The 26,972-nt window shown below is 62.5% G+C and carries 29 protein-coding genes and 2 pseudogenes; 17 read left to right on the top strand and 14 right to left on the bottom strand.

Features of this window, described 5'->3' with window-relative positions:
- Positions 1-8 precede the first annotated feature (8 nt).
- The 6 genes from ACK1VC_RS07515 to ACK1VC_RS07490 all read left to right on the top strand — a co-directional run bounded on the left by ACK1VC_RS07515 (position 9) and on the right by ACK1VC_RS07490 (position 4,851).
- On the top strand, positions 9-689 hold the full coding sequence (locus ACK1VC_RS07515) for a TenA family transcriptional regulator (protein ID WP_095114957.1): 681 nt from the start codon (positions 9-11) through the stop codon (positions 687-689).
- On the top strand, positions 676-1,482 hold the full coding sequence (locus ACK1VC_RS07510) for an SDR family oxidoreductase (RefSeq protein WP_016486272.1): 807 nt from the start codon (positions 676-678) through the stop codon (positions 1,480-1,482). Before ACK1VC_RS07515 ends, ACK1VC_RS07510 begins: the two co-directional genes overlap by 14 nt.
- Positions 1,479-2,120 (top strand): tetratricopeptide repeat protein, encoded by a 642-nt coding sequence (locus ACK1VC_RS07505; protein WP_191087542.1) that lies wholly within the window; start codon positions 1,479-1,481, stop codon positions 2,118-2,120. The genes ACK1VC_RS07510 and ACK1VC_RS07505 overlap by 4 nt, the downstream gene beginning before the upstream one ends.
- Positions 2,121-2,122: 2 nt before the next feature.
- Entirely contained in the window at positions 2,123-2,785 is a 663-nt protein-coding gene (locus ACK1VC_RS07500; RefSeq protein ID WP_016486274.1) for a response regulator, read from the top strand.
- Entirely contained in the window at positions 2,782-4,146 is a 1,365-nt protein-coding gene (locus ACK1VC_RS07495) for a sensor histidine kinase (RefSeq protein ID WP_024717791.1), read from the top strand. The genes ACK1VC_RS07500 and ACK1VC_RS07495 overlap by 4 nt, the downstream gene beginning before the upstream one ends.
- 162 nt (positions 4,147-4,308) lie before the next feature.
- A complete protein-coding gene (locus tag ACK1VC_RS07490; protein ID WP_191087543.1) occupies positions 4,309-4,851 on the top strand; it encodes a cytochrome b in 543 nt (180 codons plus the stop codon).
- Positions 4,852-4,917: 66 nt separating this feature from the next.
- Here the strand turns inward: ACK1VC_RS07490 and chrA are convergent, their stop codons facing one another.
- Positions 4,918-6,135 carry a chromate efflux transporter gene (chrA, locus tag ACK1VC_RS07485; protein WP_016486277.1) on the bottom strand — a complete coding sequence of 406 codons (1,218 nt, stop codon included), beginning with the start codon at positions 6,133-6,135 and terminating at the stop codon, positions 4,918-4,920.
- Positions 6,136-6,349: 214 nt separating this feature from the next.
- Between chrA and ACK1VC_RS07480 the strand changes: the two genes are divergently transcribed.
- From ACK1VC_RS07480 to ACK1VC_RS07455, 6 genes are all read left to right on the top strand, one after another.
- Positions 6,350-6,910, top strand: coding sequence for a hypothetical protein (locus ACK1VC_RS07480; protein WP_016486278.1), 561 nt, complete (start codon positions 6,350-6,352; stop codon positions 6,908-6,910).
- Between the two features lie 99 nt (positions 6,911-7,009).
- Positions 7,010-7,537: a chalcone isomerase family protein gene (locus ACK1VC_RS07475; RefSeq protein WP_024717790.1), complete on the top strand. Its 528-nt coding sequence runs from the start codon at positions 7,010-7,012 to the stop codon at positions 7,535-7,537.
- 11 nt (positions 7,538-7,548) lie between these two features.
- Positions 7,549-8,085 (top strand): DUF3833 domain-containing protein, encoded by a 537-nt coding sequence (locus ACK1VC_RS07470; protein ID WP_060516728.1) that lies wholly within the window; start codon positions 7,549-7,551, stop codon positions 8,083-8,085.
- On the top strand, positions 8,082-8,387 hold the full coding sequence (locus ACK1VC_RS07465) for a DUF6482 family protein (protein WP_016486281.1): 306 nt from the start codon (positions 8,082-8,084) through the stop codon (positions 8,385-8,387). The genes ACK1VC_RS07470 and ACK1VC_RS07465 overlap by 4 nt, the downstream gene beginning before the upstream one ends.
- Before the next feature lie 8 nt (positions 8,388-8,395).
- Positions 8,396-9,919: a cryptochrome/photolyase family protein gene (locus ACK1VC_RS07460; RefSeq protein WP_197884261.1), complete on the top strand. Its 1,524-nt coding sequence runs from the start codon at positions 8,396-8,398 to the stop codon at positions 9,917-9,919.
- Positions 9,916-10,098: a DUF2256 domain-containing protein gene (locus ACK1VC_RS07455; RefSeq protein ID WP_082421981.1), complete on the top strand. Its 183-nt coding sequence runs from the start codon at positions 9,916-9,918 to the stop codon at positions 10,096-10,098. Before ACK1VC_RS07460 ends, ACK1VC_RS07455 begins: the two co-directional genes overlap by 4 nt.
- Here the strand turns inward: ACK1VC_RS07455 and ACK1VC_RS07450 are convergent.
- The 7 genes from ACK1VC_RS07450 to ACK1VC_RS07420 form a co-directional block, all read right to left on the bottom strand.
- Entirely contained in the window at positions 10,036-10,524 is a 489-nt protein-coding gene (locus ACK1VC_RS07450) for a DUF2878 domain-containing protein (protein WP_070086336.1), read from the bottom strand. The two genes, ACK1VC_RS07455 and ACK1VC_RS07450, sit on opposite strands and share 63 nt — an antisense overlap.
- A complete protein-coding gene (locus ACK1VC_RS07445) occupies positions 10,524-11,786 on the bottom strand; it encodes an SAM-dependent methyltransferase (RefSeq protein WP_024717788.1) in 1,263 nt (420 codons plus the stop codon). Before ACK1VC_RS07445 ends, ACK1VC_RS07450 begins: the two co-directional genes overlap by 1 nt.
- On the bottom strand, positions 11,761-12,570 hold the full coding sequence (locus ACK1VC_RS07440) for a DUF1365 domain-containing protein (RefSeq protein ID WP_102688867.1): 810 nt from the start codon (positions 12,568-12,570) through the stop codon (positions 11,761-11,763). Before ACK1VC_RS07440 ends, ACK1VC_RS07445 begins: the two co-directional genes overlap by 26 nt.
- On the bottom strand, positions 12,567-13,814 hold the full coding sequence (locus ACK1VC_RS07435; RefSeq protein ID WP_449117931.1) for an NAD(P)/FAD-dependent oxidoreductase: 1,248 nt from the start codon (positions 13,812-13,814) through the stop codon (positions 12,567-12,569). The genes ACK1VC_RS07440 and ACK1VC_RS07435 overlap by 4 nt, the downstream gene beginning before the upstream one ends.
- Before the next feature lie 6 nt (positions 13,815-13,820).
- Positions 13,821-14,573: an SDR family NAD(P)-dependent oxidoreductase gene (locus ACK1VC_RS07430; RefSeq protein WP_096425980.1), complete on the bottom strand. Its 753-nt coding sequence runs from the start codon at positions 14,571-14,573 to the stop codon at positions 13,821-13,823.
- A complete protein-coding gene (locus ACK1VC_RS07425) occupies positions 14,570-14,992 on the bottom strand; it encodes a nuclear transport factor 2 family protein (RefSeq protein WP_016486287.1) in 423 nt (140 codons plus the stop codon). Before ACK1VC_RS07425 ends, ACK1VC_RS07430 begins: the two co-directional genes overlap by 4 nt.
- 102 nt (positions 14,993-15,094) lie before the next feature.
- On the bottom strand, positions 15,095-15,541 hold the full coding sequence (locus ACK1VC_RS07420; RefSeq protein WP_016486288.1) for a PAS domain S-box protein: 447 nt from the start codon (positions 15,539-15,541) through the stop codon (positions 15,095-15,097).
- Positions 15,542-15,695: 154 nt separating this feature from the next.
- On the opposite strand from ACK1VC_RS07420, the gene ACK1VC_RS07415 reads away from it, so the two are divergent.
- Positions 15,696-16,583, top strand: coding sequence for a MerR family transcriptional regulator (locus ACK1VC_RS07415; RefSeq protein ID WP_191087545.1), 888 nt, complete (start codon positions 15,696-15,698; stop codon positions 16,581-16,583).
- Between the two features lie 70 nt (positions 16,584-16,653).
- Here ACK1VC_RS07415 and ACK1VC_RS07410 read toward each other — a convergent pair whose 3' ends face one another.
- The 5 genes and pseudogenes from ACK1VC_RS07410 to ACK1VC_RS07390 all read right to left on the bottom strand — a co-directional run bounded on the left by ACK1VC_RS07410 (position 16,654) and on the right by ACK1VC_RS07390 (position 21,466).
- Positions 16,654-18,495, bottom strand: a complete 1,842-nt coding sequence (locus ACK1VC_RS07410) for a potassium transporter Kup (RefSeq protein WP_049870375.1) — start codon at positions 18,493-18,495, stop codon at positions 16,654-16,656.
- Between the two features lie 227 nt (positions 18,496-18,722).
- Positions 18,723-19,210, bottom strand: a pseudogene (locus tag ACK1VC_RS07405) (DUF1543 domain-containing protein).
- Positions 19,211-19,299: 89 nt separating this feature from the next.
- Positions 19,300-19,621: pseudogene (locus ACK1VC_RS07400) on the bottom strand (type II toxin-antitoxin system YhaV family toxin); the annotation flags it as partial.
- Positions 19,621-19,938, bottom strand: coding sequence for a type II toxin-antitoxin system PrlF family antitoxin (locus tag ACK1VC_RS07395; RefSeq protein WP_096425982.1), 318 nt, complete (start codon positions 19,936-19,938; stop codon positions 19,621-19,623). The pseudogene ACK1VC_RS07400 and the gene ACK1VC_RS07395, both read right to left, overlap by 1 nt.
- A 184-nt stretch (positions 19,939-20,122) precedes the next feature.
- A complete protein-coding gene (locus ACK1VC_RS07390) occupies positions 20,123-21,466 on the bottom strand; it encodes an MFS transporter (protein ID WP_224372480.1) in 1,344 nt (447 codons plus the stop codon).
- Between the two features lie 239 nt (positions 21,467-21,705).
- Here ACK1VC_RS07390 and ACK1VC_RS07385 point away from each other — a divergent pair, with 239 nt between their 5' ends.
- From ACK1VC_RS07385 to ACK1VC_RS07370, 4 genes are all read left to right on the top strand, one after another.
- A complete protein-coding gene (locus ACK1VC_RS07385) occupies positions 21,706-22,473 on the top strand; it encodes a 2-dehydro-3,6-dideoxy-6-sulfogluconate aldolase (RefSeq protein ID WP_033731983.1) in 768 nt (255 codons plus the stop codon).
- A gap of 106 nt (positions 22,474-22,579) precedes the next feature.
- Positions 22,580-23,977: an MFS transporter gene (locus ACK1VC_RS07380; protein ID WP_095114978.1), complete on the top strand. Its 1,398-nt coding sequence runs from the start codon at positions 22,580-22,582 to the stop codon at positions 23,975-23,977.
- Complete coding sequence (locus tag ACK1VC_RS07375) at positions 23,970-24,929, top strand: 2-hydroxyacid dehydrogenase (protein WP_016486297.1); 960 nt, start codon at positions 23,970-23,972, stop codon at positions 24,927-24,929. Before ACK1VC_RS07380 ends, ACK1VC_RS07375 begins: the two co-directional genes overlap by 8 nt.
- Positions 24,929-25,681, top strand: coding sequence for a TSUP family transporter (locus tag ACK1VC_RS07370; RefSeq protein WP_023048304.1), 753 nt, complete (start codon positions 24,929-24,931; stop codon positions 25,679-25,681). Before ACK1VC_RS07375 ends, ACK1VC_RS07370 begins: the two co-directional genes overlap by 1 nt.
- 27 nt (positions 25,682-25,708) lie before the next feature.
- On the opposite strand, the gene ACK1VC_RS07365 is transcribed toward ACK1VC_RS07370, so the two are convergent.
- Positions 25,709-26,770 carry a LacI family DNA-binding transcriptional regulator gene (locus tag ACK1VC_RS07365; RefSeq protein ID WP_016486299.1) on the bottom strand — a complete coding sequence of 354 codons (1,062 nt, stop codon included), beginning with the start codon at positions 26,768-26,770 and terminating at the stop codon, positions 25,709-25,711.
- Between the last annotated feature and the right edge of the window lie 202 nt (positions 26,771-26,972).

The raw sequence follows: 26,972 nt of genomic DNA, 5'->3' as shown, positions 1-26,972 counted from the left end.
GGTCTGCCATGTCCTTTTTCGATACCCTGCAAATGCAAACTACCCAGGAGCGTCAGGCCCTGTTTGCCGTACCGGTCATACGCGATGCGCTGGCTGGGCACGTCAGCCTCGACAGCTATGTGGCGTTTCTGACCCAGGCATACCACCATGTACGCCACACCGTGCCACTGATGATGGCGTGCGGGGCGCGGCTGCCATCGCGTTTGGAATGGCTGCGCGGCGCCGTGTGCGAATACATCGAGGAGGAGTACGGCCACGAGCAGTGGGTCCTCAACGACATCAATGCCTGTGGTGCCGATTGGGAGGCGGTGCGTGACGGTCGCCCGGCGCTGCCGATCGAGCTGATGGTCGCCTACCTTTACGACTTGATTGCCCGTGGCAACCCGGTCGGGCTGTTTGGCATGGTCAACGTGCTCGAAGGCACCAGCATTGCCCTGGCCACCCAGGCCGCCGGCACAATCCAGAGCACGCTGGCGTTGCCCGACAGGGCCTTCAGCTACCTCAGCTCCCATGGCGCGCTGGACCAGGACCACATGGTCACCTACCGGCAGCTGATGGACCGCCTTGATGATGCTGACGACCAGCGGGCTGTGATTCATGCGGCCAAGGTGGTTTACCGCCTGTACACCGACATGTTCCACGGGCTGCCGCGTGCGGGCCTGCAAGAGGTGCGTCATGCGCTTGCCTGAGTGTGTAGTGATACTCACTGGCGCCAGCGGAGGCATCGGCCTGGAGTTGGCCGAGCAGCTGTGTGCAGCCGGTGCCCGGGTACTGGCGGTGAGCCGGCAGATGGGCAAGCTCGCCAGTTTGATGAACCGTTATCACGACAGGCTGCTGTGGCAATCGGCCGACCTGCGCAGCCATGGCGGGCGTGAGCAGGTGCTCGCCCGTGCCCGGGAGATGGGCGGGGTCAATGTCCTGATCAATGCCGCAGGCGTGAACCGTTTTGCCCTGTTCGACCAGATCGACGAACAGGCGCTGGACGAGTTGCTGGACATCAACCTCAAAGCCGCCTTGCAACTGACGCGTGTGTGCCTGCCGCTGCTGCGCGCACAACCCAGGGCACTGGTGGTCAACGTCGGATCCACCTACGGCTCGATCGGCTACCCCGGCTATGCCACCTACTGCGCCAGCAAGTTTGCCCTGCGCGGCTTCTCTGAGGCGCTGCGCCGCGAGCTGGCGGATACCTCGGTGAATGTCATGTACGCCGCCCCCCGGGCAACCCGCACAGCGATGAACAGCACCGCCGCCACGGCGCTCAACCAGGCGCTGAAGGTCGGCATGGACGACCCGGCAGATGTGGCCCGCGCTGTGCTCAAGGCCGTGCAGTCAGAACGCAGCGAGCTTTACCTGGGGTGGCCAGAAAAGCTTTTTGTACGCATCAACGGCATGTTGCCCGGCGTGGTCGACCGCGCACTGCGCAAGCAATTGCCGGTGATCCGCCGCTACCTTGCTAGCCATTCCAAGGAGTCGATCAAATGAAACGTCTGTTCATCGCTGGCCTGCTGGCGTTTGCACCGTTCACCTGGGCGCTGGACCAGGCCGGCAGCCAACAATTGGCTAACTTGCAGCAGCGCTGGGCGCAGATCCAGTACCAGACGCCTAAAGACAAACGCGCCGAGGCGTTCGAGAAACTGGCAGCCGACGCTTCTACGCTGGTCCACCAGCACCCGGGCTCGGCCGAACCCTTGATCTGGGAGGGCATCATCAACAGCAGTTGGGCGGGAGCCACCGGCGGCCTGGGGGCGCTGGGCAAGGTCAAGTCGGCCAAGGCCAGCCTCGAAGAGGCGATGAAACTCGACCCCAATGCCCTGCAGGGCTCGGCGTATACCAGCCTGGGCACCTTGTACGACCAGGTGCCAGGCTGGCCTATCGGTTTCGGTGACAGCGACAAGGCAGATACCTTGTTGCGCAAGGCGCTGCAAGTAAACCCCTATGGTATCGACAGCAATTACTTCTGGGCCGATCATCTGTTCCGGCAAAAACGCTACGCTGAAGCCACCGCTGCCCTGGAAAAAGCACGCCAGGCGCCGCCACGGCCAGGCCGCGAACTGGCCGATCAGGGCCGGCGTGGCGATATCGATGCTTTACTCAAGGCCATCAAGGACAAACAGGACTGAACATGCGGCTGCTGCTGGTTGAGGATGATACCGCCCTGGGCGAGGGGATCTGCGACGGGTTGCGCCAAGAGGGCTACACCCTCGACTGGCTGCGCGATGGCCTGAGCGGGCTGCATGCCCTGCAACATGAAGTGTTCGACCTGGTGATCCTCGACCTCGGGCTGCCGCGGTTGGGCGGCATCGAGCTGCTGCGACGGGTGAGGGCAGGGGGCAATAGCTTGCCGGTACTGATCCTCACCGCGCGCGATGCGACCGAGGACCGTATCTCTGGCCTGGATGCCGGTGCCGACGACTACCTGGTCAAACCTTTTGACCTCAATGAGCTCAAGGCCCGCCTGCGCGCCTTGCTCAGGCGCAGCGCCGGGCGGGCCAAGGTGCTGATCGAGCACGCAGGCGTAAGCCTGGACCCTGCCACCCAGCAGGTGCACTACAACGGCGTGCTTGTGATACTGACGCCCAAAGAGTATCGCCTGCTGCACGAGTTGCTGGCGCAACCGGGCAAGGTGTTCACGCGTGAGCGGTTGACCCAGCTGCTGTATGGCTGGGACGAGGAGCCTGAGAGCAACACGCTGGAGGTGAACATCTATCACCTGCGCAAGAAACTGTTCAACGGCCTGATCCGCACGGTGCGCGGTATCGGTTATCTGGTCGAGGCCAAGCTGTGAGCTCGTTGCGCCAGCGCACATTGTGGCGGGTGATGGCGCTGATGCTGCTCGGCACCGGCTTGTTGGCGTTGTACAACTATCACGACAGCCGCCGCGAGATCAACGAAGTCTACGATGCTCACATGGCTCAGAATGCCCGGCTGTTGCAGGGGGTGATGAACCTGCCGGTGCAGGATGGCAACCGCGAAAAGCTGTATCAGGCATTTAACGAGGCGCTGGGCAAGGCCGGGCGCCACCGTGTGGGCCACCCCTATGAGAGCAAGCTGGCGTTCCAGGTGTGGGGTGAGGGAGCACGGTTGCTGGTGCACACCCCCAGTGCGCCGACGCTCGACGCACCGCCTACGGCGGCGGGCTTCTACGATTTTGCCAGTGGTGGCGAACAGTGGCGCGGCTTTGTATTACCGGTGCCCGAAAAACAGTGGGTAATCTGGGTGGGTGAGCGCGACGATGTGCGTTACGACCTGATCGACCGCATCGTACGCCATACCCTGTTCCCGTTCCTGCTTGGCAGCCTGGGCCTGGCACTGTTGGTCTGGGCGGCCATCGGCTGGGGCTTGCGCCCGTTGCAGAACATGGCCGATGTGATTCGTGGGCGCCATGCCGACTCCCTCGAACCCCTGCAACTGGTGCCGTTGCCGACCGAGCTTGAGCCTATGCAAGCCGCCATCAACCGCCTGCTGGCGCAGATCGATGACCTGCTGCGGCGTGAGCATCGCTTCATTGCCGACGCCGCCCATGAGATGCGCACGCCGCTGGCGATCCTGCGCCTGCATGCGCAGAACGCACAGGCCGCCAGTACCGATGCCGAGCGCCAGAAAGCCCTGGGCTTTCTGATTGGCGGCGTGGACCGGCTGACCCGGGTGGTCAACCAGTTGCTGACCCTCGCCCGGGTCGAGCCGCGCCTTGGTCAGCGCGCCACCACCCGTGTCGACCTGGGCGAAGTGGTCACCGATGTGCTGGCGGATCTCACCCCCTGGATCCTGGATCGCGGCCTGGAGCCCTCGCTGGATCTCAGCGAAGGTGACCATGGCCTGATGATCGATGCCGGCGCGTTGGGCATCGCCTTGCAGAACCTGGTTTCCAATGCGGTGGAGCATTCACCGCCTGGCGGGCGCATCACGGTATCACTCAGGCGCCTGGCCACTCGCTTCGAACTGGTGGTCGAAGATGAAGGCCAGGGCATAGACGACGCGGATCTTGCGCGCGTATTCGAGCGCTTCTATAGCCGCAATAGCCCCAATGGCGCAGGGCTGGGGTTATCCATCGTGGCCACCATCGTCGAGCGGCTGGGGGGGCAGGTGCGCCTGGAAAACAGGGCCACTGGCGGGCTGGCTGCCATCGTGTCGCTTCCCTTGCAGTGAGCTGCTCACGCCAATCGCTGCACGGCCTCACCTGTTTCAAATAACGTATCGGCACTTCAGACTTCTTTAAGCTTGGGCTGACAACGTGGTGGTGTACGTTGCCCGGTTTGCCTTCAGCGCCGATGGGCAGCGAATACTTCCCTGTCACAAGAGGCCCTGGATATGGCACGCACGTCGAACCCCGCCCGTTACGGGCAACTTTCGATAATCATGCATTGGAGCATGCTCGTTTTATTCATGGGCGTTTATGCCTGTGTCCAATTGCGCGAGGTATTGCCCAAAGGGCACTTTCTCAAGGGCCCCCTGTTAGGCGTGCATGCCTTGATGGGTATTGGCATCTTCACCCTGGTGTGGCTGCGCCTCCTTGGTCGGCTCAGCCCACGGCCTGCAATCGTGCCGACGCCGCCTGCCTGGCAGGGCTTGATGGCCAGCGTGCTGCATATTGCATTGTACGTCCTGATGATCTTTACACCTCTGCTGGCCTGGCTGATGCTCGCGGCCGCTGGCAAGCCGTTGCCCTATTGGGGTGTGGCCATACCTGCACCCGTGGCGGTGGACCCGACGCTGGCCAGGGCGCTCAGGGGGTGGCATGAGTGGCTGGGGAATGCGGGTTACTGGCTGATCGGGCTGCATGCCTGTGCAGGCCTGTTGCATCATTACTGGCTGAAGGACAATACCCTCATGCGCATGTTGCCGGGGCGGTGAGGCCGCAACGCTGGTTTCAAGGCTGAAGGCGAATGAGCCCTCAGCCTGGTTGTTTTCGTTGCGCGGCTATAAGGTGCCGCTCAGCAGCCAACCGAACACGCCGCAGCCCAGGACAACCAACCCTGCAGGCCACTTCCAGAACATCAGGGCCATCAAGGCGATCAGCGCCCATGCCAAGTCTGCTGGCTTGGCGATGGCGCTCGTCCACACCGGTTGGTACAAGGCAGCCAGCAGAAGCCCGACCACGCCGGCGTTTACACCGGCAAGCGCTGACTGGCTGCGGGCGCTGCGCCGCAGTGTTTCCCAGAAGGGAACGACACCGATCACCAACAAGAAGGAGGGGGTAAAAATGGCGAGAATGGCAACCGTCGCGCCCACCCAGCCGGAGGGCTGCACGCTCATGGCTGCACCCAGGAAGGCTGCAAACGTGAAGAGTGGGCCCGGTATGGCCTGCGCCAGGCCATAACCTGCGAGAAAGGTGTCATTTGTGACCCAGCCGTTGGCCACTGTGGCCGACTCAAGCAACGGTAGCACCACATGCCCGCCGCCGAATACCAGCGAGCCTGCGCTATAAAACGCGTTGACCATTGCCAGTGCTTGCGAGGGCCAGATGCGAGTCAATAGCGGCAAGCCTACCAACAAGGCAAAGAACAGGACCAGCGCAGCCAGCCCGGCCCTTCGGCTGACTGAAAACGGCAGCTCTTCCCCTGCCGGGGAGCCCGGAGGCTTGAGCAGGATCAAGCCTGTGATGGCCGAGCCTGAGATCACGGCTATCTGCCCGATCGCGTTAGGCCACAGCAACGCGGTACAGGCAGCGAACAGGGCGATGGTTACCCGCGCAACATCGGTGCAAAGGCTACGTGCCATGCCCCACACCGCCTGGGCCACCACGGCGACTGCGACGATTTTCAGGCCGTGCAACAGGCCACTTGGGGCGCCACCTCCCCATGCCCCCAGGCCCTGAGCACACAGCGTCAGCAGGAGGGCCGATGGCAATGTGAACCCTGCCCACGCAGCGACAGCGCCCGCGAAACCCGCCCGTGACAGGCCCAGAGCGATGCCGACTTGGCTGCTAGCGGGGCCGGGAAGCAGTTGGCACACCGCGACCAGCTCGGCATAACTGCGCTCGCTGAGCCATTGGCGGCGAGCTACAAATGCTTCACGAAAGTAACCCAGGTGCGCAATGGGGCCACCGAAAGACGTCAGCCCCAGGCGCAAGAACAGCAGAAACACCGACCAGGCAGAGTCGCTGGGCTTCACGCCGCAGTGGGTGCGTTCTGACAAGGCAGGCTCCTTGGGTGAGTGACGCTGCAGGTTTTGGTGAGGAACAGCCAGCCTCGAGGCTTATTTTGGGGGAGTAGACCCGCGCCGCCCGCGCGGCGCTCGGTTTCACAGGCACTGAAAATCCTGCGACACGCCCCCAGAACCCGTACTCATTTGTGCAAAGTTTGCTGTTCGCCGCCTACGCTGTCCAGAGTCTTGGTCTGCAGGAGGCACCATGAGCAATTTCCCTATCGTTGCTACCGTCCTGTCTATGGTCTTGGGCCTTTCTGTCACACGCCTGCTTCTGGGGGCGCTGACCGTCTTCCGAATCCGGCGCAACGCTGCTCCAGACTGGGTGGCTCTGGTCTGGGCGGTCATGCTCTTCACCACCCAGATGGATTTCTGGTGGGCGGTCAATTCGCTGCCGCAAGTCAGGGCCACCTTCTCGTTCCAGGAGTTTTTGCTCTTGGTGTTGCTGGCACTTGCGCTGTTCGTTTCCTCGGCGCTGATCTTGCCCAGCCGCAGCGAGGACGAACGTGAAGGGCTTCGCGTGTACTTCGAGCAGGATGGCCGCTTCGCGCTGTTATTTCTGTCGGGCTATTACCTGCTTGGGTTCATCGTCAACATTCTGTTGTTCGGCGTTTCGCCCATGGCGCTGTGGGGCGCCTTTGACGTGGTCATGATCATGATGCCGCTGTGTGTGTTTGCAGCCAGCTCGCGCAAGGCCTATGCGCTGCTGACCGTGGCATTCGTGCCTCTCAATATTGCGGACCTGGTGATATCACTGGTGACGTGACCGAGGTCTGGCGCTGCGCATTAAAATCTATGCAGTTGGAACACAATATCTGTACAAGATGCTATTGTTGTACAGTATTTATGCGTGCTCGAGGTCAGTATGGCGCACCGTGCTCGTTGGGCTTGCCTTTGTCTGCTACTGGCTACCTTTTCAGCGGTGGCGGGCTGGAGGGCGGAGCTGCCTGGGGCGCAACGGCTTGGGAGTGGTGAGTTCACCTGGTTTGGTCTGCGTCTGTATACAGCCCAATTATGGACTTCAGGGCCAGTTCATGACTGGAACCAGCCCTTCGCCCTTGAGCTCCTCTACCACCGTTCGTTGTCCAGGGACACCTTGGTACAGGCCAGCCTCGAGGAAATGCGCCGCCTCAACGGTGGCAGCATAACGCCGCAACAACGTACGGCCTGGACCCGTGGGATTGAAGAGGCATTCGTGGACGTGCGCCCCGGCATGCGCATTACCGGCTTGTACCTGCCGGGGCAGGGCTGCCGCTTTTACGTCGACGATAAATTCAGCCGTGAAATCGCCGACCCGGTCTTTGCCAGGGCGTTTTTTGCCATCTGGCTCGACCCCGGAGCCCGGGATACACAACTGCGCCAGCGCCTGCTTGGGCAGGCTGGCAACGACTGAGGGACATGAACATGTACAAAGTGCTGTTGCTGGTTTCCTGCCTGCTTCTGGGCAGCTGTGGCAATGTTGGTGTCGAGCACTATGCCCAGGAGCAACCGAAACTGGACCTGGCTGCATTCTTCTCGCGACCAGTGCAGGCCTGGGGCATGTTCCAGAAGCGTTCCGGGGAAGTGGTCAAGCGCTTCCACGTGCGTATCGACAGCCGCCGCGAAGGTGAGCGGCTGATCCTCGACGAACATTTTCTCTACAGCGATGGCACTCGCCAGCAGCGTACCTGGACACTGGTGCCAGACGGCCCTGGCCGCTGGCGCGGTACCGCAGGGGACGTGATCGGCGAGGCGCGCGGCGAAGTGGCGGGTAACGCGCTGCGCTGGCGGTACCAGCTGGACTTGCCAGTTGACGGGCGGCATTGGCAGGTAGACCTGGACGACTGGATGTACCTCATGGATGACGACACCCTGATCAACCGTTCAAGCATGAGCAAGCTGGGCGTTGAAGTCGGCCAGATCACCCTGTTCTTCCGTCGCCTGCCAGAGGGCACACCATGAACCTGATCGCGCTTACCCAACTGGTCTCGACCGGCGAAGCAAAGGAACTTGAACTACTGTCGCTGGAAGGTGGCTTCTACCTCCTGCGCGCCTTGACCGACGCCGGCCCCGTGACATTGAGCGATGCCCATGGGCAGCCCGTTCGCGTGCGCTCCACTACTGAGCTGCGGCAGCTGTTGGCCGACCTGCCACCCGTGCCTTGCATGCTGGTACAGCAGGTGGTGCATGATGAGATGTGCGGGCAACGTGACGGCCCCATTGCGCCGCTGCGCGTACCGGTAACGCTCACCAGCCAGTGGTAGCCTGAACGATGCGCCTGGGCCTTGTGCTGGGTGACCAGCTGTCATTCGACCTGGCCAGCCTGGCTGCCCTTGATCCCGCCCGCGATGCTGTTCTGATGGCGGAAGTGGAGGGTGAGGCCCGCTACGTGCCGCATCATCCGCTCAAGATCGTGCTCATCTTCAGCGCCATGCGGCACTTTGCCCAGGCCCTGCGTGAACGGGGTTGGCAGGTGCAGTATGTCGAGCTCGATGCTGACGGCAACAGCGGCAGCATCGTGGGCGAATTGCAGCGCTGGCAACAGGCACTGGGCGCCACGCACATTCACCTGACCGAGTGCGGGGAGTGGCGCCTGGAGCAGGCTTTGCGTGATGCCGCATTGCCCCTCGTGTGGCATCGCGACACGCGTTTTCTGTGCTCCCGCGAAGCCTTTGCGCGCTGGGCCCATGAGCGTCGTCAGCTGCGTATGGAGCACTTCTACCGTGGCATGCGCAAGCGAACCGGCCTGCTGATGGAGGCCGACGGCCCTGCAGGTGGGGCCTGGAATTTTGACGGTGACAACCGCAAGCCATTACCTCGCCAGTTGCGTGGGCCGTTCGCTGCGCATTTTGCGCAGGACGGGATCACGGCAGCGGTGGTCGCCCTGGTACGTCGGCGCTTCAGCGACCACTACGGGGACATCGACGGCTTTGACTACCCCGTGACCCATGCCGAGGCACAGCAGCTGTGGCAGCACTTTCTGGATTTTGGCCTGGCGGCTTTCGGCGACTACCAGGATGCAATGGCCGAGGGCGAGCCGTACCTGTTCCATGCGCGCATCAGTGCGGCGCTCAACATTGGGCTTCTGGATGTGCGATGTCTGTGTGAGGAGGTCGACAAGGCCTGGCGCGAGGGGCGGGTGCCGCTTAATGCAGCTGAAGGCTTCATTCGCCAGTTGATCGGCTGGCGCGAGTATGTGCACGGTATCTACTGGCTGCGCATGCCGGAGTATGCCGGGCTCAATCACCTGGGCAACGACCGAGCGTTACCTGAATTCTATTGGACCGGGCGCACCCGCATGCGCTGCATGGAGCAAGCCATCGGGCAGACCCTGCGGTTGGGCTACGCGCACCATATCCAGCGCCTGATGGTGACCGGCAACTTCGCCTTGCTGGCCGGTATCTTACCCACCGCGATTTGCGAGTGGTACCTGGCGGTTTACATGGATGCCTTCGACTGGGTCGAGCTGCCCAACACGCTTGGCATGGTGATGCACGCCGACGGCGGCTACCTGGGGTCCAAGCCGTACTGCGCCAGTGGTCGTTACATTCAGCGCATGTCCGATCATTGCAAGGCTTGCAGTTACAAGGTCGATCATGTCAGTGAGGACGATGCCTGCCCGTTCAATGCGCTGTACTGGCATTTTCTCATCCGCCATCGTCCGCTGCTGTCGACGAACCCGCGTTTGACCCTGGTCTATCGCAGCCTTGATGGTATGACGGCTAGCCGGCGCGACGCCGTGTGGCAGCGTGGCCAGGCGCTGTTGGCGCGGCTCGATGCGCAGCAGCCGCTATGAAAAAGAGCCTTTTGCCCAGCAAGGTCTGCGTGGTGTGTGGTCGGCCGTTCAACTGGCGCAAGCGCTGGGCTCGCTGTTGGGAGCAGGTGCGCTATTGCTCCGAGCGATGCCGCAGGTCAGCGCCGCGCCGCGAGGCGCGCGAGCAGGGGCAGGGCCAAGGCCCAGATCGGCATCAGTAGCAGGCCGGTTTGCAGCGCGCCAAATGGCAGGGCGACATCCGCAAATCTTGCACCGCCTACATAGGCCAGCGGGCCACCCAGTGCGCCCAGCAGCGCACCGAGCTGCCAGCGCCTGCCGGCCCATGCCAGGCTGTGGCGCATGCCGCTGGCCAGCACCAGCCACAGCAGCGCCAGCCACAGTGGCAGCGGCCAGGCGTCGAAACCGAACACGCCCAGCGCCCCCAGCGCGCTGTCGAGTACACACCCGGCCAAGGAGACGCGCAACAGCGCCTTGACCTCGGCGTTAACGTCCGGGCAGAGGCGCAGGTGCACCACCACACCTGCAATCACCAGCAGCAATAGCCAGGGGCGTTCGGCGCCCAGCACGCAGATCCACCAGCCAGCCTGCAACCAGACGGCATTGGCGACCAGCCAGCGCCCGGGCATCAGGCACCGTCAGGCAAGGGGGCGCGCCGAGCCAGTGGCGCTGCCCACAGCAGGTGCGCAACGCCGATAGTGCGCTCCTCGAAACCGCCCTGGCAGTAACACAGGTAGAACTCCCACAGGCGCTGGAACATGTCGTCGTAGCCCAGGTCCATCAGTGCTGTGCGCGCCTGGCGCAGGTTTTCACGCCAGTGCTGCAGGGTGAGGGCATAGTCCTGGCCGAAATCCTCCATGTGCACCAGGTTGAGTGCGGTGTGGCGGCTGGCGGTGTCCAGCAACACGCTGAGCGAAGGCAGGGCGCCACCTGGGAAAATATAGCGTTGGATGAAGTCGACCGAGCGCCGTGCCTGGGCGTAGCGCTGGTCGCGGATGGTGATCGCCTGCAGCAGCATCAGGCCGTCGGGCTTGAGGAGCGAGGCACACTGGCGGAAATACACAGGCAGGTAACGATGGCCGACTGCCTCGATCATTTCGATCGAAACCAGTTTGTCGAAGGTGCCTTGCAGGTCGCGGTAGTCTTCGCGCAGCACCTTCACGCGCTGCTCCAGCCCCAGGGCCTGAACGCGCGCCAGGGTATGGCTGTACTGTGCCTCGGAGATCGTTGTGGTGGTGACCCTGCAGCCGTAACGGGTGGCCGCGTGGATTGCCAGGCTGCCCCAGCCGCTGCCGATTTCCAGCAGGTGATCGTCGGGGTGCAGTTCAAGCTTCTGGCAGATGCGCTCCAGCTTGTGCAACTGGGCTTGCTCCAGTGTTTGCCCAGCATGTTGGAATTGGGCCGCCGAATACATCATGGTGGGGTCCAGCAGCCGCTCGAACAGGGCATTGCCCAAATCGTAATGGGCGAGGATATTGCGCCGGGCACCGCGTTTGTTGTTGCGGTTGAGCCGGTGCAGAAGCCGCAGGGCAGGGCGGCCGAAACGGGCCAGGCCACCCTCGAGCGCGTCGAGCACCTCAAGGTTGGCGACGAACAGGCGGGTCACCAGCGCCAGGTCGGGGCTTCGCCAATAGCCGTGGATGTAGGCCTCGCCAGCACCGATCGAACCATTGCCGGCGATCAGGCTCCAGGAGGCGTCATCGAGGATCTCCACCTCGGCCTGCAACGGGCTGTCGACATCACCGAAACTCCACTGCTGCCCGTGGCTGAGCAGGCGCAGGTGGCCGTGGCGCAGCTTGCCCAACTGGGCGAGCACGGCGCTTCGTGCCAGCCCGCCGAGCAAGGGGGCAAGGCCTGCGAACTTGCTAACGCTCAGTGTGGGATTTGACATCTTCAGGGTCCTCGCAAGGTTGGCCGAGCGCCAGGTCATTCTGGCGGGTGGTGTGGTCATGCACGGGGGTGCGTTTGAGTAACAGGCGTAGCGCTTGCCAGTAGATGGCCGAGACAGTGCGCAGGCTCATCCATGGGAAGGTCATGACATACCGGCGTAGCGCGGTTCCATCCAGTGGCTGACGGTGCAGGGCGAGGTCGGCCTCGAACACCTTGCGGCCGTCTTGCCAGTTCTGCATGTGGATGCGTACATGGTCCGCGCTCAGGAAAAAGCGCAGGTGATAGTCCATGTCCAACGGCATGAACGGTGAAACATGGAAGGCCTTGGCCACGGTGAACCGCTTGGCAAGGTCTTCTTGCACCGGCAGGACGTAATGAAAACGCTCGCGCCACGGGGTGTTGCGCACCTCCATCAGGATTGCCGTCAGGCAGCCGTCGCGGTCGTGGCAAAAATAGAAGCTCACCGGGTTGAACGACAGCCCCCAGCAACGCAGTTGCGTGAGCAGCCGTACCGGGCCTTCGGGCATATGCCCAGTGGCCTGACACACCAGCAAGCGTGCGGCCTGTGCCAGGGTTTCACCGTGGCGGGTCTGCGCTGGCAGGTAGTCGGTCTCGCGCCAGCACAGCGGCGCGAGGCGCCAGCGCCCAAGCCAGCGTGACAGGCCCATAAACCAGGTTTGTTCGTCCAGGTCCAGGTAGAACATGCCAATCCGGTAGCGGAAAGCATGCAGCCGCGGCGTCAGCCGACGGTGGCTGATCCAGCCCAGGCAAAGGCTGCTGTTCACAATTGCTCTCCGAAGTGCGCAGCCACCTTCAGCGCGCTGACCACCCCGTCCTCATGAAAGCCGTTGCCCCAATAGGCACCACAGAAGTAACTGTGCTGCTGGCCCTGTAGTTGTGCTTGGCATGCCTGTGCGGCGGATGCGGCAATGCTGTACTGCGGATGGGCATACTGGAAGTGCGCGATCACCTGCGCCGGGTCTATCAATGCGGTCTGGTTGAGGCTTACGCAGAAGGTGGTCGGTGCCTGGATACCTTGCAGGATGTTCATGTTGTAGGTCAGCGCGGCGGGCGCTTGCTCTGGGCCGCCCAGGCGGTAGTTCCAGCTGGCCCAGGCGCTCTTGCGGCGTGGCAGCAGGCGGGTATCGGTGTGCAGCACCACATCGTTGCTGGCGTAGCCGATGGCGCCGAGTACCGCACGCTCCTGCATGGTTGGGGTTTCCAACAGGGCCAGAGCCTGGTCGCTGTGGCAGGCGAACACCACATTGTCGAAGCGTTCGCTGCCGGCCGCGCTCACCAGCGTCACGCCTCCCTCATCGCGGCTGACCCGGGATACCTTGCAGCTGAGCCGTATGCGTTCAGCAAACGGTCGGCACAGCGGCGCGACATAGCTGCGTGAACCGCCTTCAATTACCCGCCACTGTGGACGTTGGTTGACCGACAGCAAGCCGTGGTTGCGACAGAAGCGCACGAAGAACTCAAGCGGGAAGTACAGCATGTCTGCCCGCGACATCGACCAGATCGCCGACCCCATCGGCACGATGTAGTGGTCGATGAAGCGTTGCCCGTAGCGCTGTGTCTGAAGGTAGGCGCCCAGGGTGGTGTCTGCATCGATGCGCTGGTTGTCCAGGTCGGCCAGCGCCTGGCGGTTGAAGCGCAGAATATCCCGTATCATGCCCCAGAAACTTGGGGAAACCAGGTTACGGCGTTGGGCAAACAGTGTGTTCAGATCGTGACCGTTGTATTCCAGCCCAGTGATCGGGTCGTGCACGGAAAAACTCATTTCGGTCGGCTGCGAGGTGACCTTGAGCCGGTCAAGCAAGCGTATGAAGTTGGGGTAGGTCCAGTCGTTGAACACGATGAAGCCGGTATCTATTGCATGGCGCTGGCCCTTCCAGACCACATCGAGGGTATGCGTGTGCCCTCCGATCCATTGCTCGGCTTCGAAAACCGTTACTTCGTGCTTGCGTGACAGCAGATGGGCGCAGGTCAGCCCCGCGATGCCACTGCCGATGATTGCGATACGCATGGATCATCATTCCTGTTCATGACGGGCGAGGCGTTGGCCGAGTGCCAAGCGCAGGCGCGCGGGTAACGCCCCTGACAGGCGCAATACCAGGGTGAAAAGACCGGGGAAGTTGATTTCCAGAGGCTGCCGGGGCAGGCGCGTGGCGATATGCCGCGCGGCGCGCTGTGCAGTCCACAGCTGCGGCATGGGGAAATCGTTGCGACGGGTCAGTGGCGTGTCGACGAAGCCAGGGCTGACCAAGGTGACCGCGATCCCCTCGCGAGCCAGGTCGATTCGCTGTGACTCCACCAGGTAGCGCACCGCAGCCTTGGACGCACCGTAGGCGCCGGCGCGGGGCAGGGCCAGCCAGGTCACCGAACTGCCCATTACCACCAGGTGGGGGCGCTGGCCGGTGCGAAGCAAGGGCACGGCCGCCGCCAGGCAGTAGCTGACACCCAGCAGGTTTGTGCGCATTACACGCTCAACCAACGCAGGATCGAAGTGGCCCGGCTCCAGGTATTCGCACGTACCGGCATTGAGAATGGCCATGTCCAGCCCACCCCAGGCTTGCTCGATCCGCTCGGCGATCGCGGCGACCTGCTCCGGGTTGTCAAGATCGCCGATGGCCAGTAATACCTGCCCCGGAAACTGTTCGGCCAGAGGGGCAAGGCGATCGGCATGGCGCCCGCCCAAGGCAACCTGGTGGCCTTGCTCCAGCAGGATGTGGGCGAGTGCGGCACCGATACCGCTGCTTGCGCCGGTCAACCAGCAGCGGCTCATGCCAGCCTGCCTTTGAGCCAGCGGATTGCACCACCCATGAGGGGGAGGTGTTCGTAAAGCAGGGCACCGGCGTCGAAATAGTCCTGGTGAAAATGCACGCGGTCGCGCCAATGCAGGCAGCTACACCCCTGCAACGTGATCGGCTGACCCCGGGCCAGGCGTGGGTGGCAAAACTGCAGTGTCCAACGCAGGTAGCCCTGCCCGGGCCTTACCTCGTCGGCGCTGGTGATGGCATAGCGGATATCCCTGGCGTTGGCATACAACTGCTCGAAATAGGCGCGCAGGGCCTGCAGCCCCTGTATGTGATGCAGTGGGTCACGAAAGGTGACATCTTCGCTGTACAGTTCTTCCAGTGTGTCGAGGTTAGCCCCATCGAGGCTGGCGAAGCGCTCGGCGAATTGCTGTAGGTATGCTGACATGCTGGGCTCCAGGCAATCCTGTACAAAATGGGTTTGTTGTACAGGTATAGCTGAAACTCAAGCATTAATCTATACAGCTAGAAAATCTTGTACAGGTTTTTGTCAGCCCTCGGTCTGGCCCAGTTGCCCGCGTAGTTCAGCCACTTCAGCCTCCAGCTCGCGTACCTTTTCTTCGGCGAATATCTGCGCTGTGACGTCACGCTGAATGCCGATGTAGTACGTCAGCTGGTCCGCTTCGTTGTACACGGGCGTGATGGACAACTCATTCCAGAACAGGCTCCCGTCCTTGCGGTAGTTGCGCAGCACCTGGCAGCAGGGGCGGCCTTCACGGATCGCCTCGCGGATGTTTGCCAGTCCTTCCTGGTCATGGTCCTCGCCCTGAAGAAAACGGCAGTCCTGATAGAGGATATCGTCGGCGCGATAGCCCGTGAGGCGCTCGAAAGCGGGGTTGACGTAAATCAGGATGCTTTCAGTGCCTTCCTGCTCGGCGACGACGATGCCATCGTTGGAATGCTCGACCATCAGTTGCAGGAGTTTCGCGGTGATCATAGGGCCCACCTACTGGCGTTTCATATGCGATATGCGCAGCGTAGCTTCTGTGCAGAAGGTATCGGCGCTGTTTGTTGCATGATGAACCAAGGCGGCTCGCCGCAGAAGGTGCATATGGGTTTAGAATGGCCTACCACTCGGATATCCCCTCGTTATGACTGACGCTACCCCACCCGATTTGCTACCTATGCGCGATGTTGTCAGCTTGACCGGCATCAATCCGGTGACCCTGCGTGCCTGGGAGCGGCGCCACGGGTTGATACGCCCGCAGCGTACCGAGGGTGGCCACCGCCTGTACACGGCGCGGGACGTTCAGCGCATACGCGACATCTTGCGCTGGACGGCAAACGGCCTGTCCGTCAGCAAGGTCGGTGATCTGCTCGCCGCCCAGCCTGAGGCGTCTGTGCAGCAGCATTCGGCCTTTGACGATTGGCGCGCGGCCGTTGCGCGTGCAACCAAGGCATTCGATCGGCCGGCACTGGAGGGGATCCATGGTCAGTTGTTCACACTCCTGCCCAAGGCCACCGTGCTGCGTGAAGTGCTGATGCCAGTGTGGCATGACCTGGCTTCAGGTACAGCGCCCGGCCAGCGTAGCCAATGGTTGTTTCTCGACACGTTCTTGCGCGCCCGCTTGTTGCTGCGTCTGCAGATGAACCAGGTCGACGCGCCGCAGGTTTTGCTGGCCGGTAACGAGGGGCAAGCCGAACTCAGTGTGTTGTGCGCCGGGCTCCTGTTGAGCAGCGAGCTACAGCGCATCGACGTGCTCGGTTGCGGGCAGCCACTTGAAGAGCTCCCCATCGTGTGTGCGGCCATGCAGCCTGCGGCACTGGTGATAAAAGTCCAGGCGCCGGTGAGCCCGGCCTTGGCCAAGCGCTTGCGCTCGTTGCAGATGGAAATCGCATGCCCGCTGGCCTTGATAGGCGAGGGGCTGGCCGATTCGCAACCCGTCCTGGGCGGAATCCCGCTATGCCTGCTGGACGAGGGAGGCGCTGACGCCGCGCGCATGCTGAACGCCTTGCATCGCGGTGCCCTTGACGTTTGACCCGGGGGGTTGCCCCGTTGCCTTCGCTTTGTCGTAGGGTACGTATGGCGTCATGGCTGAGGCAGGCATCTCACATCTCGACCTGAGTGCCAAGCTCGATCACTCGGTTAAGCGGCAGCTGGAAGTACTTGAGATTGCTGTTGGCATTCTTGAGCAGGAATGCGAACAGGTGCTCTCGCCAGCGCGCCATGCCCATCTGCTTGCCTGCGATGACGGTCTCACGGCTCAGGAAATAAGTCGTTTGCATAGGGCCGAACTGGAGTTCAGCTTGCTGGCATCGGCTCAACGCCAGCGGCACGTTGGGCTCCTCCATGAAGCCAAAGTGCAGGTTCATGCGGAAGAATCCCCCACCAAATGCCTCGACCTCACAGCGCTGGCCAGCGCTGACCCGTGGCTCATCCTCAAAGACCACGGTCAACAAGACCACCTGCTCATGCAGCACCTGGTTGTGCAGCAGGTTATGCAGCAGCGCGTGGGGGACAGCTTCGGGCCGGGCAGAAAGGAAAACTGCCGTACCGCTAACCCGGTGCGGCGGCTGAGCCTGCAGGCTGGCGATGAACAGATCCAGTGGCAGTGAACTCTCGTCCAGCCGCTCGACGATCATCCGACGCCCCCGCTTCCAGGTGGTCATCAATATGAAAAGTGCCACGCCCGCGATCACCGGGAATGCACCGCCCTGGAGGATCTTCGGGGCGTTGGCGGCAAAATACAGGCTGTCCACCAGCAGGAACATGAGCAATGCAGGAATCGCCAGCCAGCGTGGCGTCTTCCACAGCAGCAGGACCACCGCCGAGGCCAGCAAGGTGGTAATCAGCATGGTGCCGGTTACCGCAACGCCGTAGGCCGCCGCCAGCGCGCCGGATGACTCGAAGCCGATTACCAGCAGCACTACGCCGACCATCAGCGCCCAGTTCACCATGCCGATGTAAATCTGCCCTTGCTCCTCGCTGGACGTGTGCTGAATGAACATACGCGGCACATAGCCCAGCTGAATGGCCTGGCGCGTCAGGGAGAACGCGCCGGAAATGACCGCCTGGGAGGCGATGATGGTGGCCAGGGTGGCCAGCCCTACCATGGGCAGCAGTGCCCACTCAGGTGCAAGCAGGTAGAACGGGTTGCGGACGGCTTGCGGATTGCCAAGGATAAGCGCGCCTTGGCCGAAGTAGTTGAGCACCAGCCCGGGCAGTACCAGCATGAACCAGGCGCGTGCGATGGGTTTGCGGCCAAAGTGCCCCATGTCTGCATACAACGCCTCAGCACCCGTGAGCGCCAGTACCACCGCGCCAAGGATGGCGACGCCCATACCTGGATGAAGCAAGAAAAACTTCACCGCCCAAATCGGGTTCAGCGCTTGCAGCACCTCGGGCCGCTGCACGATGCCATAGATGCCCAACGCACCGAGAACCACAAACCAAAGCACCATCACCGGCCCGAACAGGATACCTATCCGTGCGGTGCCGTGCTTCTGGATCAGGAACAGCGCCACCAGCACCACCACTGACAGCGGCACGACCCAGTGCTCGATGCCGTCAAAGGCGAGCTGTAACCCCTCTACAGCCGACAACACCGAGATTGCCGGCGTGATCATGCTGTCGCCATAGAACAGCGCGGCGCCGAACAGACCGAGCAGCACCAGTATCTGGCCAAGCCGCTTGTAGGGCGCCGCAGCACGGTGCGCCAGCGCGGTCAGGGCCATGATGCCCCCCTCACCCTGGTTGTCGGCCCGCAGGATGAACAGCACGTACTTGAGTGAAACCACCCAGATCAACGACCAGAACACCAGCGACAGCACGCCAAGCACCCCGGCGGTGTTGGCCTGTACGCCGTAATGGCCTGCGAATACTTCTTTGAGGGTGTACAGCGGACTGGTGCCGATGTCGCCGTAGACCACACCGACGGCGGCGACGAGCATGCCGATGCCGGTAGTTTTGCTGGGATGGGGGTGGTTTGCTGCGATGGCGGTCTGGGTCACGAACTGTTTCTCTGCACGGTCGAATAGATGCGCATGCCATCCCTGAGCATCGCGCGATCAGTATCCATTCAGGTAAACCGCCTGGTCGTAAAAAAGGCGTAAAAAAATGATCCTCTCAGTTCAGTGCCGCTCCACGAGCTGGCAGCCGTTAGCGCGGTGTGCGAACCTCAGAGCAGGATATAGTCGCTGTATTGACGCGACCCGCCATGTTCACCTTCGATCAAGTGCACATAGCGCCCGCCCACCAGGTCGACTGGCAGGCAATCGTCAACTTCCAGTACTGCATCGGTATGCGGCTTGCGCCAGCCTGCATGCGTTGCTTGCCCAGTTGCTTGGCCTGGGCCTTGTCCCTCGCCACTATCAGCAGGTAGCGGTGCGCCTCGCCAAATACCTGCGGCTCGTAGCCGCCCAGGTTGATGAAGAACAGCCGCGGGTCATCCGGGCCTGGGGCCAGCTGGCTGAACGTGACACGGTAGTGATCGATACCGTCAACTTCCAGCCACGAGTCGATGTGCAGGCCTGCACGGCTGCCGAACCAGCCTTCGCGCAATTGCGGGTACGCTTGCTGCAGGGAATCTGCCTGCGCGAACAGCACATCGTGTACCTCGATACTGGCCCGTGGGTGGCGGCCACCGAGCATGACTACATACAGCATGAGCAATTCCTTGAGGGGGCAGAAGACGCGTTATTCTGCGGGTTGTACAGGGTTTCCCATTTGCGCCACACCCGGGCCTTGGTTGTACCTAAGGTATTTTCGTCGTTGACCCATGCATAGACGATGACCTTGGACCTTGAGTCGTAGCGAAAGAACAGCCGAAAGCGCCTGCCGATTTTTGCGCGGCGCCAATGTCTGTAGGCGGTGCCCAGCGTGTTGCCTTGGCGGAACTCATCACGGCCTGGGTCGGCAGGCACAGCCTCCATGATCAGATGGCTCAATGCCCGCGTTGGCGTTGCTCTCAAAACCTTGCAGGTCGTTCTGCTCGGCCCGGGCGGCGGCTTCTTGCAATTTGCGTAGCTGTAAAGTCACGCCTTCATGGAACAACAGTGTCCAGTCATGTCGCAGCATCAGATCGCGACCTCACCATCGATATCTTCATCGAGGTTTACGCAGTGATTTGCGTTGGCGAGCATGGTTTGCGCCAAGCCTTTCGGCAAAGTGGTGAGGTTGCGGCCTCCTCGGATATCAGCCTCCAGCAAACCCAGGAACGCTCCGATGGCAGGGTCTTCGTGGGTGGTTTCTACGCGGCTGACCACGATTTCACCCCCACGTACGTCGAATGCAATCTTGCCACCAGCGTCAATGCCCAAAAGCTGGCGAGCGGATTTGGGCAGTGTGACCTGCCCCTTTGAGCTCAACGTGGCGATTTCGTGGATGGCAGGCATGAGCGTTCTCCCGGATATACAGATTGAACGGTAAGGAATAATCCTTACATGGTCAGTCTTGGTTTTCTGCTGATCAGGCACAAGTAGGGTTAAGGCTCAGAAATTTAACAGAATGAGTTTCACCGCTTCCCGGGCCGCGACGGCCCAGATGATCGATGCATTTTCGCTGACAGGCATGGGGTGTTCAGTGTCCAGCAGGCTTGGGCTTAGGCGTAGACGAGGGCGACGGCGAAGCGCCTGGGAGGGTTTCCGGAAGCGCTACCAGCACCAGTATGAAGGCGGCCCCGGCAATGGCCGCCAGGGTCAGGAATGCCGTATCGTAGCCAGCGTTCTGGACTACCAGCCCGGCAATCCCAGGGCTCAACGCAGCACCCACCCCGAATACCGCCGTCAGCGCGCCGAGGCTGACATTGAATCGTCCGGTACCTTCGGTCAAGTCCTTGACCACGATCGGGAACAACGCACCGAAAATGCCCGCGCCGATGCCGTCGAGCAGTTGCACACCCACCAGCCAGAACGGGTTGTCGGAAACCATGTAAAGCACACCTCGCAGCGGCAGGATGAGAAAGCCGGCCAGCAGGAACGGCTTGCGTCCCCAATGCTCGGCCTTGGCCCCTACCAGCAACGCCATCGGCACCATCACCAACTGCGCCGCGACGATGCAGGCAGAGGTGAGCGGCGTGGCGAGGCGCAGATCAATCTGCGACAGCTTCTGGCTTACCAGCGGTAGCATCGCCGCGTTGGCCAGATGGAACAGCGCGCAACACACGGCGAATACCAGCAGGGTGCGGTTGTGCAGCAGCAGCTTCAACCCGGCAGGGTGCTCATCACCCCCGGGGCCGTGGTCGAGGCCACGTGCCAACTGGTGGTCGATGGCTGCGGCGTCTAACTGGGCCACGGCCACGATGCTGGCCACGGTCATGAAGGCCATCAGGTAGAACACCACCACCGGGCCGAACAGGTAGGCCAACCCTCCTGCCAGCAAGGCCGAGCAGGCATTGCCGGCGTGGTTGAACGTTTCGTTGCGGCCCACTCGGCGTGTGAATGCCTTGGGGCCGCTGATGCCCAGCGAGATGGCGGCGATTGCCGGCGCGAATACCGAACCCGCCAGGGCACCGACCGCCTGCGTAATGGCCACTGCAGCGAATGACGATAGCCACGGCAGTAGCAGGCAACTACCGGTCACCAGCAGGGCGGCGGCGACCACCACTGCGCGCTTGGCCTTGGTGCTGTCGATCAGCGCTCCGGCTGGCGTTTGCGCCAGCAATGCCGTGATGCCCGCCAGGCTCATCACCAGGCCGATTTCGGCCGGTTGCCAATGGTGCACGGCAAGCAGGTAGATGGCCAGGTAAGGGCCGAGCCCGTCGCGCACGTCGGCCAAGAAGAAGTTCAGCCAGTCCAGAGCGCGCCGTTGTGAGGGGAGGGGCTTTGTGTTCAAGCACGATACCTCGGACAAGCCAAATGCGTGATTGGCAATGGCAAGCCCCGCTATCAGGCAAAGCCGATGCTCACCGTTATCTGTGAACATTGACTGTGAAGGCGAGTGACAGGTTCCGGCTGGCTCGTACTGACCTCTGGCCCTCCAAATTTCGGGCGTCTGACACGGGTTCAGAGGAGCCAAGCGGATAAAATCGTAGCGCTGCGATTAATAATCCAGTAGGCTCTCTGGATAAATCGTAGCGCTACGATTTTGCTTCGTAGCGCTGGTTGATCAACCCTCAGGAGGTCGCCATGTCCACTGCTGTCACGCCCCCCACCTTCACCCCTCTGCTGAAACGCCAATCTGCACCGCTCGGTACGTGGCTCATGTCTGCATCGCCCAGCACGGCAGAAGCGCTGGGTTACGCAGGCTTCGACTGGCTGCTCGTGGACATGGAGCACGTACCGATCGAGTTCCGCGACCTCTGGCACATCCTGCAGGCCATCCAATACACCGGTGCGCAGCCGATCGTGCGAGTGGCCGCCAATGATCCGGTGCTGCTCAAGCGCGCACTGGACCTGGGGTCGACCAATGTGATGGTGCCGTTCGTGGAGAATGCCGAGCAGGCCAGAGCAGCAGTCAGCGCGGTCAAGTATCCACCGATGGGTACCCGCGGCTTCGCAGCCGTGCACCGCGCCAGCCGCTACGGCACCTGGAAGGGCTATGGCCAGCAGGCCAATGATTCGGTGTGCTGCATCCTGCAGATCGAGACCGCCACCGCGTTGGCCAACCTCGAGGAAATCGCAGCCGTGCCGGGTGTCGATGCGCTGTTCCTCGGCCCAGGTGACCTGTCCAGTGTCTGTGGCCATATCGGCAACCCGGCGCACCCTGATATCCAGGCCATGATCAGCGATGCGATCGTGCGCTGCAAAGCCATCGGCATGCCCATCGGCATCGTCGGCGGCACGCCGGAGCTGGTCGGCAGCTACCTGGAGCAGGGCTACGCCTTCGCCGCCGTGGCCTCGGATATGGCGATGATGATGAGCAAGGCCAATGAACTGCTGGTCGCCCTGAAAGGCCGCCAGGCGCCCGAAGCGGTAGCGACAGCCTACTGACCGCTACCGTTGCACCCAGCGCAGGCTACCTCCGTGTTGCGGTAGCCGATTGAGCATCCCTACAAGAACAACAAACCGGCGCCATCGCGCGCCGGAAGGACTCTCGATGAATCAGGCACCCATTTCCGGCCACGTCGCGGCCAGCACCGCGGCAACAGCGACGCCTTCACGCACGCGCTACTGGATCATTCTCATCCTGTTCCTCGTGTCGACGCTGAACTACGGCGACCGCGGCATCCTGTCGATCACCGGCTCCGCCATCCAGGGGGAGTTCGCGCTCAGCCCGGTGCAGATGGGCTGGATATTCTCGGCGTTCGCCTGGGCCTATGTGCTGGGCCAGTTACCCGGTGGCTGGCTGCTGGACCGCTACGGTTCCAAGCGCACCTATGCCGTCAGCATTTTCTGCTGGTCGCTGCTGACGTTGGTCCAGGCGTTCAACGGCGGCTCGAACGTCAGCCTGGTGGTGACGGCATTCTTTGCCCTGCGCTTTCTGGTGGGCCTGGCCGAAGCGCCTGCGGCACCGGGCAACAGCCGGATGGTCGCCTCATGGTTCCCGGCCAGTGAGCGGGGCACGGCTTCGTCGATCTTCAACTCCGGCCAGTATTTCGCGATCGTGCTGTTCGCGCCGATCAGCGGCTGGCTGATCCACGCCTATGGCTGGCGTTCGGTGTACCTGATGATGGGCGTGCTGGGGTTCATCATGGCCTGGGTCTGGGTACGCAAGGTGCATTCGCCCCTGGAACACCCGCGTATCAATCAGGCCGAGCTGGACTACCTGCGTGAAGGCGGTGCGGTGGTCGACATGGATGCCCACCTCGGCAAGCAGCGCAAAGCCGACGGCGCACTGAAACTGCCTGCGATCCTCAAGGGGTTGCTGACCAGCCGGATGATGGTGGGGATCTACATCGGCCACTACTGCTTCTCCACCATTACCTATTTCTTCACCACCTGGTTCCCGATCTACCTGGTGCAGGAGCGCGGCATGTCGATCCTGCAGGCCGGCTTCCTGGCCTCGATCCCGGCGATCTGCGGTTTCGTCGGCAACCTGCTTGGCGGCCTCTGTTCCGACGGCATCATGCGCAAGACCGGCTCATTGAGCCTGGCGCGCAAGGTGCCGATCATCGTCGGGCTGCTGGCCTCCACCAGCATGATCATCTGCAACTACGTGTCCTTGCCCTGGATGGTCATTGCGATCATGGCGTTCGCCTTCTTCGGCAAAGGCTTCGCCTCACTGGGCTGGGCGGTCATGGCCGACGCCGCGCCACGGCAGGCCGGAGGGGTGACGGCCGGGCTGTTCAACACCTTCGGCAACATCGGTGGCATCACCACCCCCATCATCATTGGCTTCATCGTGCAGGCCACCGGTTCGTTCAACATGGCACTGGTGTTCGTTGCGGCCAATGCGCTGCTGGCGATGTTCAGTTACCTGGTGGTGGTAGGCCCGCTGCGTCGCCTTGAACTGACCGCAGCTATACCTGGCAAGAGAGAGAATCGTGATGTCTGATGCAAGACCGTGGGTGCTGACCGTTGGCCCACTGCTGCCTGCCTTGCAGTCACAGCTTGAGCAGCACTATCGGCTACTGGATCTGTGGCGCTGCGATTCGCCTGCCGCGCTGCTGGCCGAGCAGGGCGCACACGTGCAGGCGGTGGTGACCACGGGAGTGCACGGTGCCAGCGCGAACCTGATCGAGCAGTTACCGGCCTTGCGCGCCATCGTCTGCTTCGGTGTGGGTACCGACGCCGTCGACCTGAAAGCAGCCAGCGCCCGGGGTATCCAGGTCAGTAACACACCGGATGTGCTCAACGATTGCGTGGCCGACGCCGCCATGGCCCTGCTGCTGGCCGTCGCCCGGCAAGTGGTGGTGGCTGACCGCTTCGTCAGAGCCGGGCGCTGGGGTGCAGAGCGCTTTGGTCTGACCACCGCGCTGGGCGGCAAAAGGTGCGGCATCCTTGGCATGGGGCCGATCGGCCAGGCCATTGCCCGGCGTGCCAGCGCCTTTGGCATGCAGGTGAGCTATTCGAGCCGTAGGCCAAAGCCGCAGCTGGCATACGCCTACCACGAGTCGTTGCTGGCACTGGCCGAGCGTAGTGATTTCCTGGTGCTGGCTGTGCCCGGTGGCACTGCCACCGACGGGCTGGTCAACCAGCAGGTGCTGGAGGCACTGGGCGCCAATGGGATGCTGGTCAACGTGGCGCGGGGCTCGGTAGTGGATCAGCCTGCCCTGATCGAGGCGCTGAGCAACGGCCGGATTGCCGGGGCGGCACTGGACGTGTTTGCGGATGAGCCGCACGTGCCTGCCGCCTTGCGTGAACTGGATACGGTTGTGCTGTCGCCGCATGTGGCCAGTGGCACCCAGGAAACACGTCAGGCCATGGCCGACAGGGTGCTTGCCAACCTGGCAGCGCTGTTTGCCACCGGCCGGGTGCTGCACCCGGTGCGTGAGGGCGCGCAGTGATGGAGCTGTGGCAGCATTTTGGTTTCATGTTGTGTGTCGTCGTCGCCACCTTTGCCCAGAACGCCACCGGCTTTGCTTTCGGCCTGTTGTTGCTGGGGCTGACGGGCATGTTAGGCCTGGCGCCCATGGAAACCGTGGCGAACGTGAGCTCGATTCTGACACTGGCCAACGCGCTGGTCATGGTGCGCAAGTGGCCGGAGCTGCCGCGCCGCCTCGTACTGCTGGTGCTGACCTGCAGCCTGGTGGGCGTCGTGGGAGGCGTGCAGTTGCTGTCATTGCTGGGTACGCATGAGCGAGACCTGCTGGAGATCATCCTCGGCATCACCATCATCGTCTGCAGCTTCATGCTGGTGCTGCAGTCCCAAGGTCGCCAGCAGATGTCGGGGCGGGTTGGTTTCGCCTTTTATGCCAGTGTTTCCGGGGTGATGGGCGGGCTGTTTTCCAGCGCCGGGCCGCCGTTGGTCTACCAGCTCTATCGCCAGCCACTGGCCGTGCAGGTCATCCGCGACACGCTGATCGTGGTGTTCGCGGTCAATGCCTTGATGCGCCTGAGCGTGGTGGTGGCGACACACCGGTTCGAGCTGCAGGCGGGCTACCTCGCGCTGGAGGCATTGCCGATCGTGTTCCTGCTGACCTGGTGGATGCGCCGCCACCCGTTGGCCATTTCACCGCGGGTGCTGCGCCTGGCGGTGTTCGGCCTGTTGCTGCTGGCAGGCGCGAGCCTGATCGGCAAGGTGCTGGTGGCCGCTTAGCCTGGCGGGTGGTACTGCGTGCGCCTGTTACTGGCGCACACTGCTCTCGCGCACGACCAACTCGAAGCCCAGGTCAACGACCTGGGGTTGATCGGGGAGGGTGCCCGCTTCAATCCAGGTCAACAGCTGGCTGGCCACGGTCCGCCCGATCTCGGCAGGGTAGGGGCGTACGGTGGTCAGGCGCGGCGCGCTGAGCTTGCTCAGTGGCAGGTCGCCAAAGCCGGCGATCGCCAGTTGTTCCGGCACGGCAATGCCGCGGCGCTGGGCTTCGAACAGTGCCGCGATGGCCAGCACATCGTTCGAGCAGCACAGCCCTTGTGGCCCGTCGCCGTGGCGGGCGATTTCATCGAACACCTCGCTGAGCTCGGCCTGCGAGGTGTTCTGTTCCAGCGCGATCACTTGCGCGGTCTGCCCCTTGTCGGCCAGCCACGCAGTGAACCCTTCGGCACGCTGACGGGCGCGGTGGTCGAGGTGCATGCGCGTGCCGACATAGACGAAACGCTCCAACCCCTGGGCATACAAGTGCTCGGCCAGGGCCGCGCCGACGGCCTCGTGGTAGAAGCCGACTTGCAGGTGGAACGGGTCGTTGCCCAGCTCCCACATCTGTGCCACCGGAATGCCGGTGGCTTCGAGCAGCGGGCGGGCGGCAGTGTGGTCACTGCCGGTGACGACCAGGGCCGACGGCGACCAGGACAAGTGGGCGCGCAGCAGTTCCAGCTCACGTTCCGGGTCGTAGTCGCTGTTGCCGATCAGCAGCTGGTAGCCACGGCTCTCGAACACTTCCTGCATGGCGCTGAGGGTTTCCGAGAAGAACGCGTTGACCATCGAGGGCACGATCACGGCGACTGTCCGGCTGTGGTTGCCTGCCAGTGCGCCGGCCAGACGGTTGATGGTGTAGCCGGTGTCGGCGATGGCCTGGCGGATTCGCTCTGCACGTTTGCTGGAGACCGCTTCGGGATCACGCAGAAACAGCGAAACCGTGCTGGGGGACACCTTGGCCTGTTCAGCAACCACACCCATGGTCACCCGGCTGGCTCGGGGGCGGCGTGCTTCGCCGATGCTGATTTCGCTGTCTGATCTGTCGCTCATCGCCACCTCATTTTTCGAAGGCAAAAGCATGCGAGCGCGGCGATGCCAAGTCAATCGCAAAAGCGCCTCGTTGACCCACAGGTGTTCGTTTTCGAAAATCAGTGTGTCATTTCGAATAAAATCGTAGCGCTACGATTTTGCCTGCGATAAGCTCATCGGGTAATTTTGCAGCGCTGCGATTTTGCCGTTGCAACGCTGCCCA

Source organism: Pseudomonas sp. XP2 (assembly GCF_053557975.1).
The sequence above is the reverse complement of the archived record's forward strand: the minus strand, read 5'-3'. Positions and strand labels throughout refer to the sequence as shown.

What these genes read in the sequence shown, in the direction of transcription:
- ACK1VC_RS07510 (WP_016486272.1), top strand. Translation starts at nt 676, where the DNA reads ATGCGCTTGCCTGAGTGTGTAGTGATACTCACTGGCGCCAGCGGAGGC.
- ACK1VC_RS07450 (WP_070086336.1), bottom strand. Translation starts at nt 10,524, where the DNA reads ATGCCCGGGCGCTGGCTGGTCGCCAATGCCGTCTGGTTGCAGGCTGGC.
- ACK1VC_RS07410 (WP_049870375.1), bottom strand. Translation starts at nt 18,495, where the DNA reads ATGCTCGTCGCCGCCGTCGGTGTGGTCTACGGCGACATCGGCACCAGT.
- ACK1VC_RS07500 (WP_016486274.1), top strand. Translation starts at nt 2,123, where the DNA reads ATGCGGCTGCTGCTGGTTGAGGATGATACCGCCCTGGGCGAGGGGATC.
- ACK1VC_RS07470 (WP_060516728.1), top strand. Translation starts at nt 7,549, where the DNA reads ATGTACAAAGTGCTGTTGCTGGTTTCCTGCCTGCTTCTGGGCAGCTGT.
- ACK1VC_RS07415 (WP_191087545.1), top strand. Translation starts at nt 15,696, where the DNA reads ATGACTGACGCTACCCCACCCGATTTGCTACCTATGCGCGATGTTGTC.
- ACK1VC_RS07420 (WP_016486288.1), bottom strand. Translation starts at nt 15,541, where the DNA reads ATGATCACCGCGAAACTCCTGCAACTGATGGTCGAGCATTCCAACGAT.
- ACK1VC_RS07460 (WP_197884261.1), top strand. Translation starts at nt 8,396, where the DNA reads ATGCGCCTGGGCCTTGTGCTGGGTGACCAGCTGTCATTCGACCTGGCC.
- ACK1VC_RS07380 (WP_095114978.1), top strand. Translation starts at nt 22,580, where the DNA reads ATGAATCAGGCACCCATTTCCGGCCACGTCGCGGCCAGCACCGCGGCA.
- ACK1VC_RS07475 (WP_024717790.1), top strand. Translation starts at nt 7,010, where the DNA reads ATGGCGCACCGTGCTCGTTGGGCTTGCCTTTGTCTGCTACTGGCTACC.
- ACK1VC_RS07490 (WP_191087543.1), top strand. Translation starts at nt 4,309, where the DNA reads ATGGCACGCACGTCGAACCCCGCCCGTTACGGGCAACTTTCGATAATC.
- ACK1VC_RS07365 (WP_016486299.1), bottom strand. Translation starts at nt 26,770, where the DNA reads ATGAGCGACAGATCAGACAGCGAAATCAGCATCGGCGAAGCACGCCGC.
- ACK1VC_RS07430 (WP_096425980.1), bottom strand. Translation starts at nt 14,573, where the DNA reads ATGAGCCGCTGCTGGTTGACCGGCGCAAGCAGCGGTATCGGTGCCGCA.
- ACK1VC_RS07505 (WP_191087542.1), top strand. Translation starts at nt 1,479, where the DNA reads ATGAAACGTCTGTTCATCGCTGGCCTGCTGGCGTTTGCACCGTTCACC.
- ACK1VC_RS07435 (WP_449117931.1), bottom strand. Translation starts at nt 13,814, where the DNA reads ATGCGTATCGCAATCATCGGCAGTGGCATCGCGGGGCTGACCTGCGCC.
- ACK1VC_RS07370 (WP_023048304.1), top strand. Translation starts at nt 24,929, where the DNA reads ATGGAGCTGTGGCAGCATTTTGGTTTCATGTTGTGTGTCGTCGTCGCC.
- ACK1VC_RS07375 (WP_016486297.1), top strand. Translation starts at nt 23,970, where the DNA reads ATGTCTGATGCAAGACCGTGGGTGCTGACCGTTGGCCCACTGCTGCCT.
- ACK1VC_RS07395 (WP_096425982.1), bottom strand. Translation starts at nt 19,938, where the DNA reads ATGCCTGCCATCCACGAAATCGCCACGTTGAGCTCAAAGGGGCAGGTC.
- ACK1VC_RS07390 (WP_224372480.1), bottom strand. Translation starts at nt 21,466, where the DNA reads ATGTTCACAGATAACGGTGAGCATCGGCTTTGCCTGATAGCGGGGCTT.
- ACK1VC_RS07445 (WP_024717788.1), bottom strand. Translation starts at nt 11,786, where the DNA reads ATGTCAAATCCCACACTGAGCGTTAGCAAGTTCGCAGGCCTTGCCCCC.
- ACK1VC_RS07425 (WP_016486287.1), bottom strand. Translation starts at nt 14,992, where the DNA reads ATGTCAGCATACCTACAGCAATTCGCCGAGCGCTTCGCCAGCCTCGAT.
- ACK1VC_RS07455 (WP_082421981.1), top strand. Translation starts at nt 9,916, where the DNA reads ATGAAAAAGAGCCTTTTGCCCAGCAAGGTCTGCGTGGTGTGTGGTCGG.
- ACK1VC_RS07465 (WP_016486281.1), top strand. Translation starts at nt 8,082, where the DNA reads ATGAACCTGATCGCGCTTACCCAACTGGTCTCGACCGGCGAAGCAAAG.
- ACK1VC_RS07480 (WP_016486278.1), top strand. Translation starts at nt 6,350, where the DNA reads ATGAGCAATTTCCCTATCGTTGCTACCGTCCTGTCTATGGTCTTGGGC.
- ACK1VC_RS07515 (WP_095114957.1), top strand. Translation starts at nt 9, where the DNA reads ATGTCCTTTTTCGATACCCTGCAAATGCAAACTACCCAGGAGCGTCAG.